The 15474-nt window shown below is 68.5% G+C and carries 15 protein-coding genes and 1 tRNA gene; 10 read left to right on the top strand and 6 right to left on the bottom strand.

Features of this window, described 5'->3' with window-relative positions; translation table 11 throughout:
- Positions 1–43 precede the first annotated feature (43 nt).
- Together V2S05_RS06995 and V2S05_RS06990 are read left to right on the top strand one after the other, a co-directional pair.
- On the top strand, positions 44–1516 hold the full coding sequence (locus tag V2S05_RS06995; protein WP_413634535.1) for a malate:quinone oxidoreductase: 1473 nt from the start codon (positions 44–46) through the stop codon (positions 1514–1516).
- A 10-nt stretch (positions 1517–1526) separates the two neighbouring features.
- On the top strand, positions 1527–2147 hold the full coding sequence (locus V2S05_RS06990) for a thymidine kinase (RefSeq protein ID WP_413634534.1): 621 nt from the start codon (positions 1527–1529) through the stop codon (positions 2145–2147).
- Between the two features lie 18 nt (positions 2148–2165).
- Here the strand turns inward: V2S05_RS06990 and V2S05_RS06985 are convergent, their stop codons facing one another.
- From V2S05_RS06985 to V2S05_RS06970, 4 genes are all read right to left on the bottom strand, one after another.
- Positions 2166–2939, bottom strand: a complete 774-nt coding sequence (locus tag V2S05_RS06985) for an HAD-IIB family hydrolase (protein WP_271636941.1) — start codon at positions 2937–2939, stop codon at positions 2166–2168.
- 129 nt (positions 2940–3068) lie between these two features.
- Positions 3069–3142, bottom strand: a tRNA-Pro gene (locus V2S05_RS06980).
- 68 nt (positions 3143–3210) lie between these two features.
- Positions 3211–4101, bottom strand: a complete 891-nt coding sequence (locus tag V2S05_RS06975; protein WP_413635254.1) for a metallophosphoesterase — start codon at positions 4099–4101, stop codon at positions 3211–3213.
- Between the two features lie 44 nt (positions 4102–4145).
- On the bottom strand, positions 4146–6743 hold the full coding sequence (locus V2S05_RS06970; protein ID WP_413634533.1) for a transglycosylase domain-containing protein: 2598 nt from the start codon (positions 6741–6743) through the stop codon (positions 4146–4148).
- Positions 6744–6827: 84 nt separating this feature from the next.
- On the opposite strand from V2S05_RS06970, the gene V2S05_RS06965 reads away from it, so the two are divergent.
- On the top strand, positions 6828–7052 hold the full coding sequence (locus V2S05_RS06965; protein WP_071643745.1) for a hypothetical protein: 225 nt from the start codon (positions 6828–6830) through the stop codon (positions 7050–7052).
- Positions 7049–7507, top strand: coding sequence for a RidA family protein (locus V2S05_RS06960; RefSeq protein WP_413634532.1), 459 nt, complete (start codon positions 7049–7051; stop codon positions 7505–7507). Before V2S05_RS06965 ends, V2S05_RS06960 begins: the two co-directional genes overlap by 4 nt.
- Positions 7508–7573: 66 nt before the next feature.
- Here V2S05_RS06960 and V2S05_RS06955 read toward each other — a convergent pair whose 3' ends face one another.
- Entirely contained in the window at positions 7574–9361 is a 1788-nt protein-coding gene (locus tag V2S05_RS06955) for a hypothetical protein (protein WP_413634531.1), read from the bottom strand.
- Positions 9362–9526: 165 nt separating this feature from the next.
- Between V2S05_RS06955 and V2S05_RS06950 the strand changes: the two genes are divergently transcribed.
- Positions 9527–10144, top strand: a complete 618-nt coding sequence (locus V2S05_RS06950; protein WP_413634530.1) for a TetR family transcriptional regulator — start codon at positions 9527–9529, stop codon at positions 10142–10144.
- Positions 10145–10188: 44 nt separating this feature from the next.
- Here the strand turns inward: V2S05_RS06950 and acs are convergent, their stop codons facing one another.
- Complete coding sequence (gene acs, locus V2S05_RS06945) at positions 10189–12159, bottom strand: acetate--CoA ligase (protein ID WP_413634529.1); 1971 nt, start codon at positions 12157–12159, stop codon at positions 10189–10191.
- Between the two features lie 354 nt (positions 12160–12513).
- On the opposite strand from acs, the gene V2S05_RS06940 reads away from it, so the two are divergent.
- From V2S05_RS06940 to V2S05_RS06920, 5 genes are read left to right on the top strand one after another with little or no spacing between them, the layout of a single operon-like run.
- A complete protein-coding gene (locus V2S05_RS06940; RefSeq protein ID WP_413634528.1) occupies positions 12514–13512 on the top strand; it encodes a TadA family conjugal transfer-associated ATPase in 999 nt (332 codons plus the stop codon).
- The gene (locus V2S05_RS06935) at positions 13506–14453 is read left to right on the top strand and encodes a type II secretion system F family protein (RefSeq protein WP_413634527.1); all 948 of its coding nucleotides are present in this window, start codon (positions 13506–13508) and stop codon (positions 14451–14453) included. Before V2S05_RS06940 ends, V2S05_RS06935 begins: the two co-directional genes overlap by 7 nt.
- Positions 14450–14662, top strand: a complete 213-nt coding sequence (locus V2S05_RS06930) for a DUF4244 domain-containing protein (RefSeq protein WP_413634526.1) — start codon at positions 14450–14452, stop codon at positions 14660–14662. Before V2S05_RS06935 ends, V2S05_RS06930 begins: the two co-directional genes overlap by 4 nt.
- Positions 14662–15015 (top strand): TadE family type IV pilus minor pilin, encoded by a 354-nt coding sequence (locus V2S05_RS06925; protein WP_413634525.1) that lies wholly within the window; start codon positions 14662–14664, stop codon positions 15013–15015. Before V2S05_RS06930 ends, V2S05_RS06925 begins: the two co-directional genes overlap by 1 nt.
- 37 nt (positions 15016–15052) lie before the next feature.
- Entirely contained in the window at positions 15053–15379 is a 327-nt protein-coding gene (locus tag V2S05_RS06920; RefSeq protein ID WP_271637005.1) for an Rv3654c family TadE-like protein, read from the top strand.
- Positions 15380–15474 lie beyond the last annotated feature (95 nt).

Raw genomic sequence — 15474 nt, 5'->3', positions numbered from 1 at the left:
GCGGCCGGAAAGCCGCACCGCCACGGACGACTAGACTGTTCTGGTGACCGAAACCGTCGATGTCGTTCTGATCGGTGGGGGCATCATGTCCGCCACGCTGGGTACCCTGCTGCACGAGCTGCAGCCGGACTGGAAGATCGTCGCCTACGAGCGACTCGGTGGCGTCGCGCAGGAGAGCTCGAACCCGTGGAACAACGCCGGCACCGGTCACGCCGCTCTGTGCGAACTGAACTACATGCCGCAGGGCAAGGACGGCTCGCTCGATCCCGCCAAGGCGATCTCGATCAACGAGCAGTTCCAGCAGAGCCGTGAGTTCTGGTCGACGCTGGTCGAGCGCGGCACCCTCGATGGTCCGTCGACGTTCATCAACTCGGTGCCGCACATGACCTTCGTGCGCGGCGAGAAGGATGTCGCGTTCCTCAAGGCGCGCTACGAGGTGCTGAAGGATCAGCCCCTCTTCGAGGGCATCGAGTACAGCGAGGATTCGCGCGTCATCAACAAGTGGGCCCCGTTGCTCATGCAGAAGCGTCGCAAGGGTGAGCCGTTCGCGGCGACCAAAGTGCCCTCGGGCACCGACGTCGACTTCGGCTCGCTCACCCACCAGCTCTTCGATCACCTGGCCAAGTCGGGCGTGCAGGTGCGCACCGACCACGAGGTGCGCAGCCTCAAGCGCCAGAGCGACGGCAGCTGGCTCGTCAAGTACCGTCACGTCATCGGCCGCACTCCGGGTCAGGTCAAGGCGCGCTTCGTCTTCGTCGGCGCCGGCGGCTGGGCGCTCAAGCTGCTGCAGAAGAGCGGTATCCCTGAGATCAAGGGATACGGCGTCTTCCCGATCGGCGGTCAGTGGCTGAAGACGACCGATCCGGCGCTCGTCTCGCAGCACCAGGCGAAGGTCTACTCGCAGGCCGCGATCGGTGCCCCGCCGATGTCGGTGCCCCACCTCGACACCCGCGTCGTCGACGGGGAGAAGTCGCTGATGTTCGGGCCCTTCGCGACCTTCAGTCCGAAGTTCCTCAAGCACGGCTCGATGCTCGACATCATCACCCAGGTGCGCCCGCACAATCTGTGGCCGATGCTCCGCGTCGCGTTCGCCAACCCCGATCTCATCACGTATCTGATCAGTGAGCTGGTCAAGAGCCACGGCAAGAAGGTCGACAACCTGCGCACGTTCGTGCCGACCGCACGCGATGAGGACTGGGAACTGATCCAGGCAGGGCAGCGCGCCCAGGTGATGAAGAAGGACCCGCAGAAGGGCGGCATCCTGCAGTTCGGCACCGAGGTCGTAGCGGCCGAGGACGGCACCATCGCGGGGCTGCTCGGTGCCTCGCCCGGTGCATCGACCGCGGTGCCGATCATGCTCGGACTGCTCAAGCGCTGCTTCCCCGAGCAGTACGTCGGCTGGGAGCCGAAGCTGAAGGATCTCATCCCGACGATGGGCCGCCGGCTCAACGACGACGCGGACGCCGCGGAGAAGTCGATGAGCGCGACCGCATCCGTTCTGTCCCTCTCGGCCTGACGACCCGACCGTGGCGAAGCTGTACTTCCGCTACGGCGCGATGAACTCGGGCAAGTCCACCGCCCTGTTGCAAGCCGCCTTCAACTACGAGGAGCGTGGTCATCGAGTGCTGCTGGCCAAGCCCGCGATCGACACGAAGGGCGCGTCGCAGATCGAGAGCAGACTCGGCATGACGCGCGACGTCGACTTCCTCATCGGACCGCACGACGAGGCCCGTGCGCTGTTCACCAGCGTGCGCGAGCGCGTGCTCGAAGAGGGCATGCACTCGGCCGAGCCGCATGACGTGGCGTGCCTGCTGGTCGACGAGGCGCAGTTCCTGACGCCAGAGCAGATCGACGACCTCTTCCGCATCGCCGTGCTCGACGGCATCCCGGTGATGGCGTACGGCATCCGCAACGACTTCCGCACCCACGCCTTCCCGGGCTCGGCTCGTCTGCTCGCGATCGCCCACTCGCTCGAGGAACTCAAGACCATCTGCCGGTGCGGCCGCAAAGCGGTCTTCAACGGCCGCATGGTCGACGGCCGCTTCGTGTTCGCCGGCGACCAGGTCGCGATCGACGGCGCCGAGGTGGCGTACGAGTCGCTGTGCGGAAACTGCTACCTCGACGAATCCGGCGGCGTCCTCGACTGACGATCGGCCGGTCGCCGCTCAGCGGGCGACCGGATCGGGCAGGGTGGCGATCAGGGCGTCGAGTTTGTCAGCGGTGTCCTGCCAGCCCTCGACCGCGATGGAACGCACGCCGATCGCCCGCACCGGATAGTCGTTGCCGCCCTCGTCGAGGCGGTCGCCGTAGAAGAGCATCTCATCGAGGCGGAGGCCGGTGTGCTCGACGAGCTTCTGCATGCCGTACGCCTTGTCGATGCCGGCGCGAGTGATGTCGATCGACGTCGAACCTCCCGAGCGCACCTCGAGACCGGGCAGGCGCGGTGCCACCGCGTCACGAAGCGCCGCTCGCCGCTCGCCGCTCGGGTCCCACGCGTGCTTGGCGTCGCGCGGAGCGCGCTGACCGAGCGCCGAGAAGGTGATCTGCGAGCCACGGTCCTCGAGGATGTCACCCCACGGCTCCGCCTCCCACAGGCCGAGCCGCTCGGCCTCCTCGCGCAGGGCGGTGAGAGCGGCGGTCTTCTCGTCGTCGCTCAGATCGTGCGCGTACACGGCCGTGAAGGTCGAGCCGTCGTGACGGAGGTAGCGCGTACCGCAGGTCGGCAGCAGGTGCAGACGCGAGTACTCGTCGGGATGCAGTTCGCTGAGGCGGGCGATCACCTGGGTGCGGAACTGCTGCTCGTTGCCGCCGGAGATGATCGCGACATCCACACGCCGCAGCAGCTCGCGAAGCAGGTGGGCGATGCGGTCATCGATCTCGCCCTTCGAGGGCGCGAGGGTGTCATCGAGGTCGAAGGCGACCAGGCGGGGGTGCGTCATGATGAACCAGCTTATTCGAGTCCCCTGTGCAACGGCGGGGCGCGGAGCCTCCTGCGCCGTGGGGCCCCACTGACACTCTCGAGCATGCAGAAAGGGACCCACCTTCGGCGGGTCCCTTTCTGCATGCTGTCGGGGTGACAGGATTTGAACCTGCGGCCTCTTCGTCCCGAACGAAGCGCGCTACCAAGCTGCGCCACACCCCGTGATTGCAACCGTTCAAGTCTACATGTCCGACGGTGCAACCACGAATCCGACGGTGCGTCCGGGCGCGTCAGAGCCGGGCGGTCAGCGTCAGCAGGGTCGCCTCGGGGCGACAGGCGAACCGCACCGGGGCGTAGATCGAATGACCGCACCCTGCCGAGACGTTCAGCGGCACCGTGCGACCGCGGTGCGACCAACTGCTCAGACCCTTCGCCTGCTTCAGCGGGATGTCGCAGTTCGCCACCAGCGCGCCGAAGCCGGGCAGACACACCTGCCCGCCGTGGGTGTGACCGGCGAACAGCGCGTCGGCGCCCAGATCGACGAACCTGTCGAGCACACGCCGGTACGGCGCGTGGGCGACGGCGATGCGTGAGGTGGCCGTGGTGGGGGCGGTGTCGGTCGATGAGGTCGCGGCGGTGAGCGCGCCGAAATCGTCCCACCCGCGGTGGGGGTCGTCGACGCCGAAGAGATCGATGCTGTTGCCGGCGACGTCCATCCGCGCGGCCGTGTTGTTCAGATCGACCCAGCCGAGCTCGTCGATGAAGAACGCATCCATCGCTGCGGTGTCGAGCGGCTGCGGCTTGTGATGCACACGGGAAGGGCCCCGGAAGTAGTTCAGCGGATTGCGCGGCGCGGGCGCCTGCACATCGTTCGACCCGTGCACGAAGACACCGGGGATGCCGGCGAACGGGGCGAACGCGCGACGGATTCCGGTCAGCCCTTCCGTGTGCCCGAGGTTGTCGCCCGTGTTCACGATCAGGTCGGGAGCGAGCTCGGCCAGCGACGCGAGCCACTGCTGCTTGCGGCGTTGCCAGGGCGCCATGTGCGCGTCGGAGATGTGCAGCACGCGAACAGGTGCGCTGCCCGGTGCCAGAGCGGCTGCACTGGCTTCACGCACGGTGAACAGATAGCGCTCGATGCCGATTCCCCAGACCGCGGCGCCGACGCCGACGGCCCCCATCGCGCCGAGCGCGACGAGGGCCGGATGCGCGGCAGTGCGACGGCTCACCCGTCACCCGCGCACGTGAGCGTGATGACGGTGCCGGCGGGCGCGGCCGTGTCGGCGGGAGGATTCTGGCCGTTCACGGTCGACCCGTTCTTGCATCCGTCTGCCGAGACGCCGAAACCGGCGCCTTCGAGCGCGGTCTTGGCCTGGTTGAACTTCGCGCCCGTCACCTTCGGCACCGTCGCCTGCGCCGCGGGCTGATTGCCCGTGCTCGGTCGCAGCGTCACCGTGGTGCCACTGGCCACCCGGCCGGCGCCGGGAGTCTGCTCTGCGACGAGGCCGGCACCGATCTGACTGTCGACGGGCTCTCCGACCTGCACGCTGAATCCTGCCGCGTCCAGAATCTGAGTGGCCTCCTCGACAGACTTGCCGACAACGTCGGGCAGATCCTTCGGGACCGTGCGGGTCAGACTGCGGTCGGGCTCGGGGAACCGGTCGCCGCCGTACACGGCGTTCGCGGCCCGCTGGATGTCTCTCGCGAGGGGGTAGCGGATGTCGTTGAGACGTGTTCCGTGAGCACGGAAGTTTCTCAGATCTTCGCGGCCGTTTACGTTTCCGACCCATACGGCCGTCGTGACCTTGGTGCTTGATTCGACAAGCATGGTGTGCGACTTCTCCGCAGTACCGGTCTTGCCGATGACCTGGATCCCGTCGTTGGGCTTGGCGCCGGAGCCGGTGCCGCCCTCCATCACGCCCCGCAGCGCGTATGCGGCGGTCGCCGCCACCTCAGGGGAAATCACCTGCGTGCAGCTGGTCTTCGGGAGGGGGATCTCCTTACCGTCCTGGGCGACGATCTTGTCGATCACGCGAGGTTCGCAGAAGATGCCCTTGTTGGCGACGGTGGCGTAGGCGCCCGCCATCTGAATCGGGGCGACGGACTTCGAGCCGAGCACGGTGGGGAACGGGTCGTTGACCGCGGCGCCGTCAGTGGTGACATCTCCCATGTTGCCGTAGTGCACGCCGAGCCGCTTCGCCATCTTGTTGATGTCGCACAGGTCGAGCTTCTGAGCCATGGCCAAGAAGCCGGTGTTCAGCGAGGCCGCGGTGAAGCTCCGCACGCTGCTGACCGATCCCCGTCCTCCTCCGAAGTTCTCCGACGAATTCTCTCGCGTGAGGGTGTAGGTGCCCCCGCACTGCGCGAACTTGCCCACGACCGGATAGCGCCCGTCGAGCACCTCGTTGACCGAATGCCCGCGCTCAAGCCACTCCAGCAGGGTGAAGAGCTTCCATGTCGATCCGGTCTCGAAACCGTTCGTGGAGCCGTTGTGCTTCTTATCGGCGGCGAACACCTGCGAGGACTGTCCGTTGGCGAGGCTCGCATTCGACGACTCGCTGAACTCCGTGTTCTGCGCGATCGCGAGAATGCGGCCGGTCGACGCTTCGATCGAGACGCCGGCGCCGCCGACGAGAATGCCCGGCATCGCGGCAGGGACCCTCTCGCGCACGGCCTGCACCGCGGGACCCTGCACCCGCATGTCGAGCGAGGTGTAGATCTGCATGCCGCCGCGTCGCATGTTCTCGACGCGCTTCTCCGGCGTGGCGCCGAATGCCTCGTCCGACTCGACGACCGACTTCACATACTGACAGAAATACGCATTGGCGCCCGCAGCCGCACAGCCTTGCGTGGTCTGCGTGAGATTCGGCTCGATCGGCGCCTCGACTGCGGCAGCGTGCTGCTCCTCGGTGATCTGTCCGTTCTTCAGCATCTGACCGAGAACGTAGTCACGGCGGTCGCGCGTCGTCGCGTAGCCGTCCGCAGCATTGTTGTGCGCGACGCCGTCCTTATCGGTCCACGTGCCCTCCTCCGGGCGGTCGATGCGCAGCAGGTTGGGCTCCTGAACCATGCCCGCCAGCGTTGCCGCCTGCACGAGCGTCACGTTCGCCGCGCTCGTGCCGAAATAACGGTTGGCCGCAGCCTCGATACCGTAGGTGGTGCCGCCGAAATTGGACACGTTCAGGTATCCCAGCAGGATCTCGTTCTTCGAGTAGTCCTTCTCGATCTGCACCGCGTAGCGCATCTCCTGCAGTTTGCGCTCGATGCCCTCGGCGCCCTTCGACTGCGCGGCACCTTCGAAGCACTGCCGGATCTTGCCGTCGTAGTCCTCGTCGCCCGGGCTGACGCCCTGCTCGCACTCCTGGATCAGAGCGTTCTTCACATACTGCTGGGTGATCGTCGACGCGCCTCGGGAAGACGAGCCCGTGAAGTTCTCGACCGCGGCCTTCATGGTCTGAAGGAGGTTGACGCCGCCGTGCTCGTAGAAGTTCTTGTCCTCGCTCGAGAGGATCGCGTCGTACAGCAACGGCGACACCTGCTCGAACGTCACGGGCACCCGGTTCTGGTCGAAGAACTTCGCCAGCTGGAAGGGCTGACCGTCCTCGCCGGTTCCGTAGAACTCCGTCGGCTCCATGGGAGGGTTGGGTGTCAGGCTGTTCGGCAGGTTGTCGAAGATCGTCAGTGCCTGCGACCCCGTCACTCCGGCGACGGCGATGGCGGGGGTGACGGCTGCGGTGACCAGCACCCCGGCGACCGCGCTCAGACCCACCAGGCCGAGCAGACCGCCGAGCACACCAGACAGCGTGCGTTTCTTTTGAGGCATACGCTGATGTTAAGGGAATTCCCTGAATAAGAGCCTCGACGCTTCGGCATCCCGTGCCGTACGTCGCCGACGCACAGGAGTGCCATGATCACGTGGGAGTATCTGACCACGCCGCTGCTGATCCACAACACGGCGGCGATCCTCAACAACTGGGGCAAGCAGGGCTGGGAGCTCGTGCAGGTCGTCCAGGGTCCGGAGGGCGGCCTGGTCGCCTACCTGAAGCGCCCGATCACGCAGGACTCGACTGCCAACGCCGGCCTCGCCGCCGCGGCCGAGGCATCCCGTCAGTTCGACGGAGCTCAGCAGTGAGCGTCTCCGCGCGTCTGACAGAGCTCGGCATCGAGCTGCCCGCCGTCGCCGCCCCCGTCGCCGCGTACGTCCCGGCGGTGGTGCACGGTGGTCTCGTCTACACATCGGGGCAGCTGCCCTTCGTCGACGGCGCGCTGCCGGCGACCGGGAAGGTCGGCGCAGAGATCGATGCGGCGGATGCACAGCGCTACGCGCGCACGTGCGCGCTGAACGCGCTGGCGGCCGCCGCTCAGGCAGCGGGAGGCGTCGACCGGATCGCCGGCGTGCTGCGGGTGGGGGGCTTCGTGGCATCCGACCCCGCCTTCACCGGTCAGCCGGCCGTCGTCAACGGCGCCAGCGACGTGCTCGGCGAGATCTTCGGCGACGCAGGGCAGCACGCCCGCGCGGCCGTCGGGGTGGCGAGCCTGCCGCTCGACACCCCCGTCGAGGTCGAGGTCACCTTCACCCTCGCTTGAGCCGGGCATCGCATACGGAGGCCGCCGGCGCCCCTGGCGCCGGCGGCCTCCGTACTTGTCGCCGGATCAGACGCGCGCGCGGCGCCGCGCCCGGAGAGATGAGCTGAGCAGCGCCCCCGCTCCAAGCACGAGCAGCGCTGACCCGGCCCAGAGCGCCGCACTCGAGTCGCCGCCGGTCGCGGCCAGTTCGTTGCGCTGCACGGTCACCGCGGCGATCACGGTGAGGCCGATCTTGTCGAAGCTGATGATGAGGTGATGCTCGCCGTCGGCGACCCTGGCGAGGTCGAAGTCGCCGGTGATGGCTGTGCTGTCCCACTGGACAGTGCCGATCGATACCGGAGTCGATCGCATACTGCCGGTGATCGATGACCGCGAGTTCTGCATCTTCTGGAGGAACGAGGACATCACGCCGACCGCTTCATTGCGCTTGTCGGTCAGGCCGGCCAGCCGCAGCATGTTCATCTGCTGAGCGTTGGTGAGGGTGTCGAGTTCGAGACGCAGCGATGCGATGAGCGCAGCCGCGGCCGTTCTCGCCTCGGCGGAGTCCGAGGTGGCTGAAAGGAGAGTGTGCGACTCCACGGCGATGTCTGCGGCTGCGATCGCGGCCGCCAGCGATTCATCAGTCGGCGCGGCGACGTACGCATGCAAGGCCGAGACTGCCGCATTGAGCACGGCTATGCGGCCGTTGCGTCCTTGCACATCCGTGACCTGAGAGCCCAGCTCCTGGTCGAGCAGCTGGGCACGCTGATCCTGGACAGCGAGCAGAGCCCCTTCGAGATCGAACGCAGTGAGCGAGAGCTGGTTCACGGTCACGCCCGGCAGGCTGGAGATCACCGGCGACAGCAACCGGGATGCGGCGGCCGCTCTGTCCGGAGTCGGCTGCTGCGCAAGACCGAGCGCCTGCCCCGAGTCGTTGTAAAGAGGGAACGTGCTGTTCGGTGCGCCTGCTGCTGCGTCGAGCAGAGTGGCAAGTTCGGACTCGGATATGCCGCTGAGAACGTCGGCGAGATCAGTGTCGTCAGGGCGCTGATAGAACGCGATGTGGACTTGCTGAACCGGATCGAAAGAGGGTTCGGTCGGAGTCGGAGTCGGAGTCGGAGTCGGAGTCGTCGGGGATGGGGTCGGGGACGGGGCGTCCGTCGGCGTCGGTGTCGGTGTCGGTGTCGGGGTAGGCGTCGGCGTCGCGCTGTCTGAAATGAGCGCGAACGAGCGGGTCACATCGGTGAGGCTGGGGCTCTCGTTGCCCCGAGGAAGCGCGAAGGCGGGGTTGGTCGACGGCTGGGCATCCGCGAGCGTGAGGCCCGGTGCCGGCTCGAACGAGATGCGGTAATCGTCGGTGGATGTCGTCGGCAGCGAGCCGGATCGGAAGGTGCCGTCGGCGGCGACGGCGACGCGCTGCACTTCCGTGCCCCCGCTGAGGATGGTGACGCTCGAGCCCGAGAGATCGGCGAGAGGGTAGGCATCCGCGGTTGCGGTTACCGCACCGCGGATCGCACCGAACGAACCCTCCAGCGCAATGGTGACCCGATCGCTCAGAGTGGGATTGAACTCCGTCCTCACAGTCGAGTCGACGAGGTCGCCGACACTGCCGGGCCAGGATGCCTCGGCGATGAAGCTGGTGTCCGTTGCGGGCACGCGGAGGGACACGGTCCCGTCTGCCGAGGTGGTGCCGGTGGCGATCAACTGGTCGAGGCCGTCGGTCGAGAGCACGGTCACAGCAGCGCCGCCGAGCGGTGAGGATGCCGTCCCGTGGGAGAGCGTCGTCGTGATGAGTATGTGTTCTGCTCCGAGCTCCGCGGCGCTTGCGGTCACAGGCAGCCCCATGAGGATGACTCCGGTGACAGTGGACAGCACTCCTGCAACGCGTAGCGGTGAGATCAGATCTCGACGTCGTTCCTTGGTGGCGCGTGGCATATCGACCCCTTCTGATCGCTTCAACGCTAACTATGGACTGAATCCAATCTTGGATGCAACCCAGGAAATATGGCGTAGTCTCGGAGGGACATCGAGGAGGTGGAGTTGGCGGAAGGACTCCGAGAGAAGAAGATGCGCGTCGCGCGTCGGGCCATGGAGGACGCTGCGGTCGGGCTCGCCTACGACGAAGGCGTTCAAGCAGTGACGGTCGACCGCATATGCGAGACGGCGATGGTCTCGCGCAGCACGTTCTTCAACTACTTTCCCTCGCTCGAGCACGCAATCTTCGGGCCCGCCCTGGTCTACGACCCGGTACTCACCGAGCGCATCCTGAGGGCGAACCGAGACGACCTTGTGATCGCCGCCTCGCGGATTGTGATGGAGTCCGTGCGCGGGCAGGGGGACGACGAAATCCTGCGCAAGCGGTTCGCGCTGTTCGCCCGGGAGCCGGGCACGACGACGACGGTGTCGTGGGGAGCGGAGGCGAGCCGCGCAGGTCTGCAGGACGTGATCGAGAACTGGCTTGATGCGCATCCGGCATCGGCTCGCCTGGTGGATGCCGATCACGCCACCGAGGCGCGGATGATCGTGAACTTCTCCATCACGCTCGGTGACGAGGTCATGCGGCTGGTGGCTGAGGACGGCGAGGACTTCCCGTTCGACCCCGCAGTGTTCCGGACGGTACGCGAGCGGATGCAGGCGCTGAGCGCACCCGCACGGTGAAGGCCCGCACCGAGGATCGCGGGACGGTGCCTTCGAGACCGCCGCTACTTCACCTGACTGGTGATCGTGCTCATCACCATGGTGTCGGCGAGCGTCGTCGTGTCGCCGACCTCGCGGCCCTCGGCGACGTCGCGCAGCAGACGACGCATGATCTTGCCCGAGCGGGTCTTCGGCAGCTCGTTCACGATGTAGACGTCGCGGGGGCGCGCGATCGGGCCGATCTGCTCGCCGACCCAGCCGCGCAGCAGCGTCGCGAGGCCCTCGGGGGAGTGCGCCTCGAAGTAGCTCTGCTTGATGATCACGAAGGCGACCACCGCCTGACCGGTGGTCTCATCCGAGGCGCCGACCACGGCTGCCTCGGCAGTCGCCTCGTGCGCGACGAGCGACGACTCGATCTCTGTCGTGGACAGGCGGTGACCCGACACGTTCATCACGTCGTCGACGCGACCCAGCAGCCACAGATCGCCGTCCTCGTCGAGACGCGCACCGTCGCCCGCGAAGTAGTAGCCCTTGTCCTGGAACTTCTCCCAGTACGTCTCCTTGAACCGTTCCGGGTCGCCCCAGATGCCGCGCAGCATCGACGGCCACGGCTCGGTGATGACCAGCAGCCCGCCGTTGCCGTTCCCGACCTCGATGCCCTCGTCGTCGACCACGTCGATGGAGATGCCGGGGATCGGAACCTGCGCGGAGCCCGGCTTGGTCGCGGTGATGCCTGGCAGCGGGGAGACCATGATCGCGCCCGTCTCGGTCTGCCACCAGGTGTCGACGATCGGGGCCGCGCCGCCGCCGATCACCTCCCGGTACCACATCCAGGCCTCGGGGTTGATGGGCTCGCCCACCGAGCCGAGCAGGCGCAGGCTCGACAGGTCGAACTTCTGCGGGATCTGGCGGCCGAGCTTCATGAACGAGCGGATCGCGGTCGGCGCCGTGTAGAAGATGGTCACGCCGTACTTCTCGATCAGCTCCCACCAGCGGCCGGGGTGCGGCGAGTCCGGTGTGCCCTCGAAGAGCACCTGGGTCGCGCCGTTGGCGAGCGGACCATAGGTGACGTAGCTGTGTCCGGTCACCCAGCCGATGTCGGCCGTGCACCAGAAGACGTCGGTCTCGGGATGCAGGTCGAAGACGTACTTGTGCGTGTAGGCGGCCTGCACGAGGTATCCGCCCGAGGTGTGCAGGATGCCCTTCGGCTTACCGGTCGTGCCCGACGTGTACAGGATGAAGAGCGGGTTCTCGGCGGGGAATGGCTGTGCCTCGTGATCGCCGGATGCCTGCGGCACCACGTCGTGCCACCAGATGTCGCGCTCGTCGGTCCAGTCGACCTCGTTCTCGCCGCGCTTCACGACGAGCACGTGCTCGACGGTCTGCTGCTCGCCTTCGCCGTTGCGGTCGCTGAGCGCCTGGTCGACGGCGGGCTTGAGAGCCGACACCTTGCCCTTGCGGTAGCCGCCGTCCGCGGTGATCACGAGCTTCGCGCCGGCGTCGTCGATGCGCGAGCGCAGACTGTCGGCGCTGAACCCGCCGAAGACGACCGAGTGGATCGCGCCGACGCGCGCGACCGCGAGCATCGAGACTACGGCCTCGGGGATCATCGGGAGGTAGATCGCCACCCGGTCGCCGTGGCCGACGCCGAGATCCTGCAGCACGTTCGCCGCGCGCTTGACCTCATCGGTGAGCTCGGCGTACGTGATGCGGCGCTCATCGCCCGGCTCGCCCTCCCACAGGATGGCGACGCGGTCGCCGTTGCCGGCCTCCACGTGCCGGTCGAGGCAGTTGTAGGCGACGTTGAGCTCGCCGTCGTCGAACCACTTCGCGAACGGCGGGTTCGACCAGTCGAGCACCTGCGTGAACGGCTTGTGCCAGTGCACGCTCTCCCGCGCCTGCTCGCCCCAGAAAGCCTCCCGGTCGGCGGCAGCCCGCTCGTACAGGGCGGGGTCGTCGATCGACTGGGCCACGAACTCCTCCGACGGCGGGAATCTGCGGGCCTCGTCGAGGAGGTGGTCGATCTGGCTGCTCATGCACTCGCTCCTTTGCGCGGTCGGGCGATCGTGCAGGGACACGACCGTGACAGGGCGAATCTAGTCCCGCCGCCGGAAGAGGCCTACTGTCGAAAGTCGGTAGTGAGAGCGGTTTGCCGTGGCGCCGGCCCACGCATACACTGACCTCAGCCGATTCGTATACGGCTTCAGCGCGCCCGGGTGCCCCCCTCGTTCCGGGCCAGCGCGTGGGCGGCACCTCATTCCCCCCGTGAGGTGCCGCCCGTCCGTCTACGGGGCGGCGCTCCTACTGCACAGGGCTCTCGTCGCGGCGGTTGTGCACATCGCCTGGGAATCGGGCCTGGCCGCGCGGCGCGACGAGCCTAACGTCGTCGCATGCCCGAACCGTTCGTCTTCCGACCACGGCCGTCCGACACGCACGACGGTGCTCACCGCGCCGTCGATGCGGATCCGGACCTCGGCGCGCTCGCCGAGTACGCGCGTGACGCCGAGGTGACGGACATCTTCGTCAACGGCGCCGACGGCCTCTACGTCGATCGCGGTCGCGGCGCCGAGCGGGTGCCGGCGTGGCGCGCGTCGGAGCGCGAGGTGCGCGACATCGCAGTCACCCTCGTCGCGGCGGGCGGACGGCACCTCGACGACCAGTCGCCCTGCGTCGACGTGCGGCTCGCCTCGGGCATCCGCGTGCATGCCGTCCTCGCCCCCGTCTCGGTGAGCGGCACCGCGCTGTCGGTGCGGATCCCGCGGGTGCTCGGCGCCGACCTCGCGGCGCTCGCCGCGACCGGCACCTTCAGCGACGCCCAGCAGGCGTGGCTGGCGCAGCTCGTACGCGACCGGGCCAACGTGCTGATCACCGGGGGGACGGGCACGGGCAAGACGACGCTGCTCGCTGCGCTGCTGTCGGAGGTGGGGGCGGGCGAGCGCATCGTGACCATCGAGGACGTCGCCGAGCTGCGACCCCGGCACCCGCATCACGTCTCGCTCGAGGCGCGCCAGGCGAATCTCGAGGGCGCCGGATGCATCACCCTCGCGATGCTCGTGCGGGAGTCGCTGCGCATGCGCCCCGACAGACTCGTCGTGGGCGAATGCCGCGGCGAGGAGGTGCGGGAACTGCTGACCGCGCTCAACACCGGTCACGACGGGGGCGCGGGCACGTTGCACGCCTCTGGTCTGGCGGACGTTCCGGCGCGTATGGAGGCGCTCGGCGCCCTCGCGGGGATGGATGCCACGGCGTTGGCGCGCCAGGTGGTCAGCGCGTTCACGATCGTGCTGCATCTGGAGCGCAACGCGGATGGGCGTCGGCGCATCGCGCACGCCGGACGATTCGTGCTGCGGAACGACCGCCTGGCGATGGAGGAGGTGCAGCCGTGGTGAGGTGGCGGCAGCGGCATCCGGACTCGAATGACCCGCCGCGGGCCGCGGCCGCCGTGCGCACCCTCGCCGTGCTGCTGCAGGCCGGTGCCCGACCGCACACGGCCTGGCGGCACCTCGCCGACACCGGCGACATCGTCGCGGGGCGCGTCGTCGCCCGAGCGGACGCCGGGGCAGAGCTCGTGGGCGCCATCGACGCGGAGGGCGGTGCATGGTCGGACGTCGCCGCCGCCTGGGAGATCGCGACGACCGTCGGCGCACCGCTCGCGGACGTGCTGCGGGCGCTGTCGGAATCGCTGCAGGACGCCGCTGCCGCCGCGGACGACGTGCGAGTCGCCCTGGCCGAGCCCACCGGCACCGCCCGCCTGCTGCTCTGGCTGCCGTTCGCCGGCTGCTGCTGGGATTCGCGCTGGGCTTCGACACCATCGGCGTACTGGTCAGCAATCCGTTCGGTGTCGCCTGCGTCGTGCTCGGTGTGGCCCTCGTGCTCGTCGCGCGCTGGTGGACCGCACGCATGGTGCGGGCCGCGCAGCCGGCGGCCGGCACCCCCGGCATGCACGCCGAGCTGGTCGCAGTGGCGCTCGCCGGCGGCATCGGCATCCCGCGGGCGCTGCGGCTCGTCGAGCACAGCCCCGCCGCACTGTCGGGCGATCGCGGCGCCACAGACGCCGTACTGGAGCTGTCGCGCTCAGCCGGGGTGCCGGCCGGCGAGCTGCTGCGCGCGACGGCCGCACAGCAGCGGCACGAGTCGAGGGTGCGAGGGCGCGTGCGGGCCGCGCGGCTCTCGTCGAAGCTGCTGCTGCCGCTCGGCGCCTGCACGCTGCCCGCATTCCTGCTGCTCGGGGTCGCACCGCTCATGCTCAGCGTGCTCGCCTCCACGCCACTGCCCATCTGAGACGTCCGGGGCGAGAGCCGCCCCGCATGAGAGAGAAGGAACACCATGACCGCGCTCCACACCGATCCGCTGCCCCCGCTGACCCGAAGCCGCGCAGCCGAGCTGTTCTCCGACGAGACCGGAGCGGCCACCGCCGAATACGCGATCACGACGATGGCCGCCGTGGCATTCGCGGGCCTGCTCGTCGTGATCATGCGCTCCGACGAGGTGAGGGGCATCCTCACCGACCTCGTCCGACGGGCGTTGACGGTCGCCTGATGCCGGGCTCTTCTCGCGTGCTCGGCGACGACCGCGGGTCGGTCGCCGCTGAGCTCGCCGTCGCGCTGCCGGCGGCGATGATCGCGGTCGCGTTCGGCGTCGGAGCACTCGGCGCCGCCGCGATGCAGGTCTCGCTGCAGGATGCCGCCGCCGATGCCGCTCGCCTGCTGGGACGGGGGGAGACGTCCGCTCGCGCAGCGGCGGTGGTGCGCGATGCTGTGGACGGGGCGTCATCGGCATCCCGCACGGCAGGAGACCTGGTGTGCGTGACGGCGTCGCTGGACATGCGCATCGGACGGCTGATCTCGGTGCCGCTGAGCGCGTCGAGCTGTGCCCTCGCGGGAGGGCTGTGATGGTCTGCGCAGGGGCGGTGCCCGGGAGGGGCGACCGATGAGCGGAACAGCGCTCGCCGCAGGGGTCGTCGCGGTCGCGGCCAGCCTCTCGCTCGGACTCGCGGCCGTCGGGGGCGCGGCCGTCACCGCGCAGCGCGCGGCGGGGGCGGCCGACGCGGCTGCTCTCGCGGCGGCAGACGCCGCGTCGGGAGCCGTCGCCACGGGGGAGGACGCCTGCGCTCTCGCCGCGCGCGTAGCCGAGGCATCCGGATCGGAGCTCGCCTCGTGCACCGTCGACGCTCTCACGGCAACGGTCGAGGTCAGATCCGCGTACTCTGGACTGGTCGCCGTCGCCCGAGCCCGAGCGGGGCCCCCGAAAAGCTGAACGTGCGACGCCCCTCGCACCGCCCGCGTGTCAGCCGATTCGCCGGAGGATCTCTCGGCTCACGCCAGGATCGCGGTGTGTATGGTGTGCTTCGA

Source organism: Microbacterium sp. OR16, assembly GCF_047306725.1.
Lineage (GTDB): Bacteria > Actinomycetota > Actinomycetes > Actinomycetales > Microbacteriaceae > Microbacterium.
The sequence above is the reverse complement of the archived record's forward strand: the minus strand, read 5'-3'. Positions and strand labels throughout refer to the sequence as shown.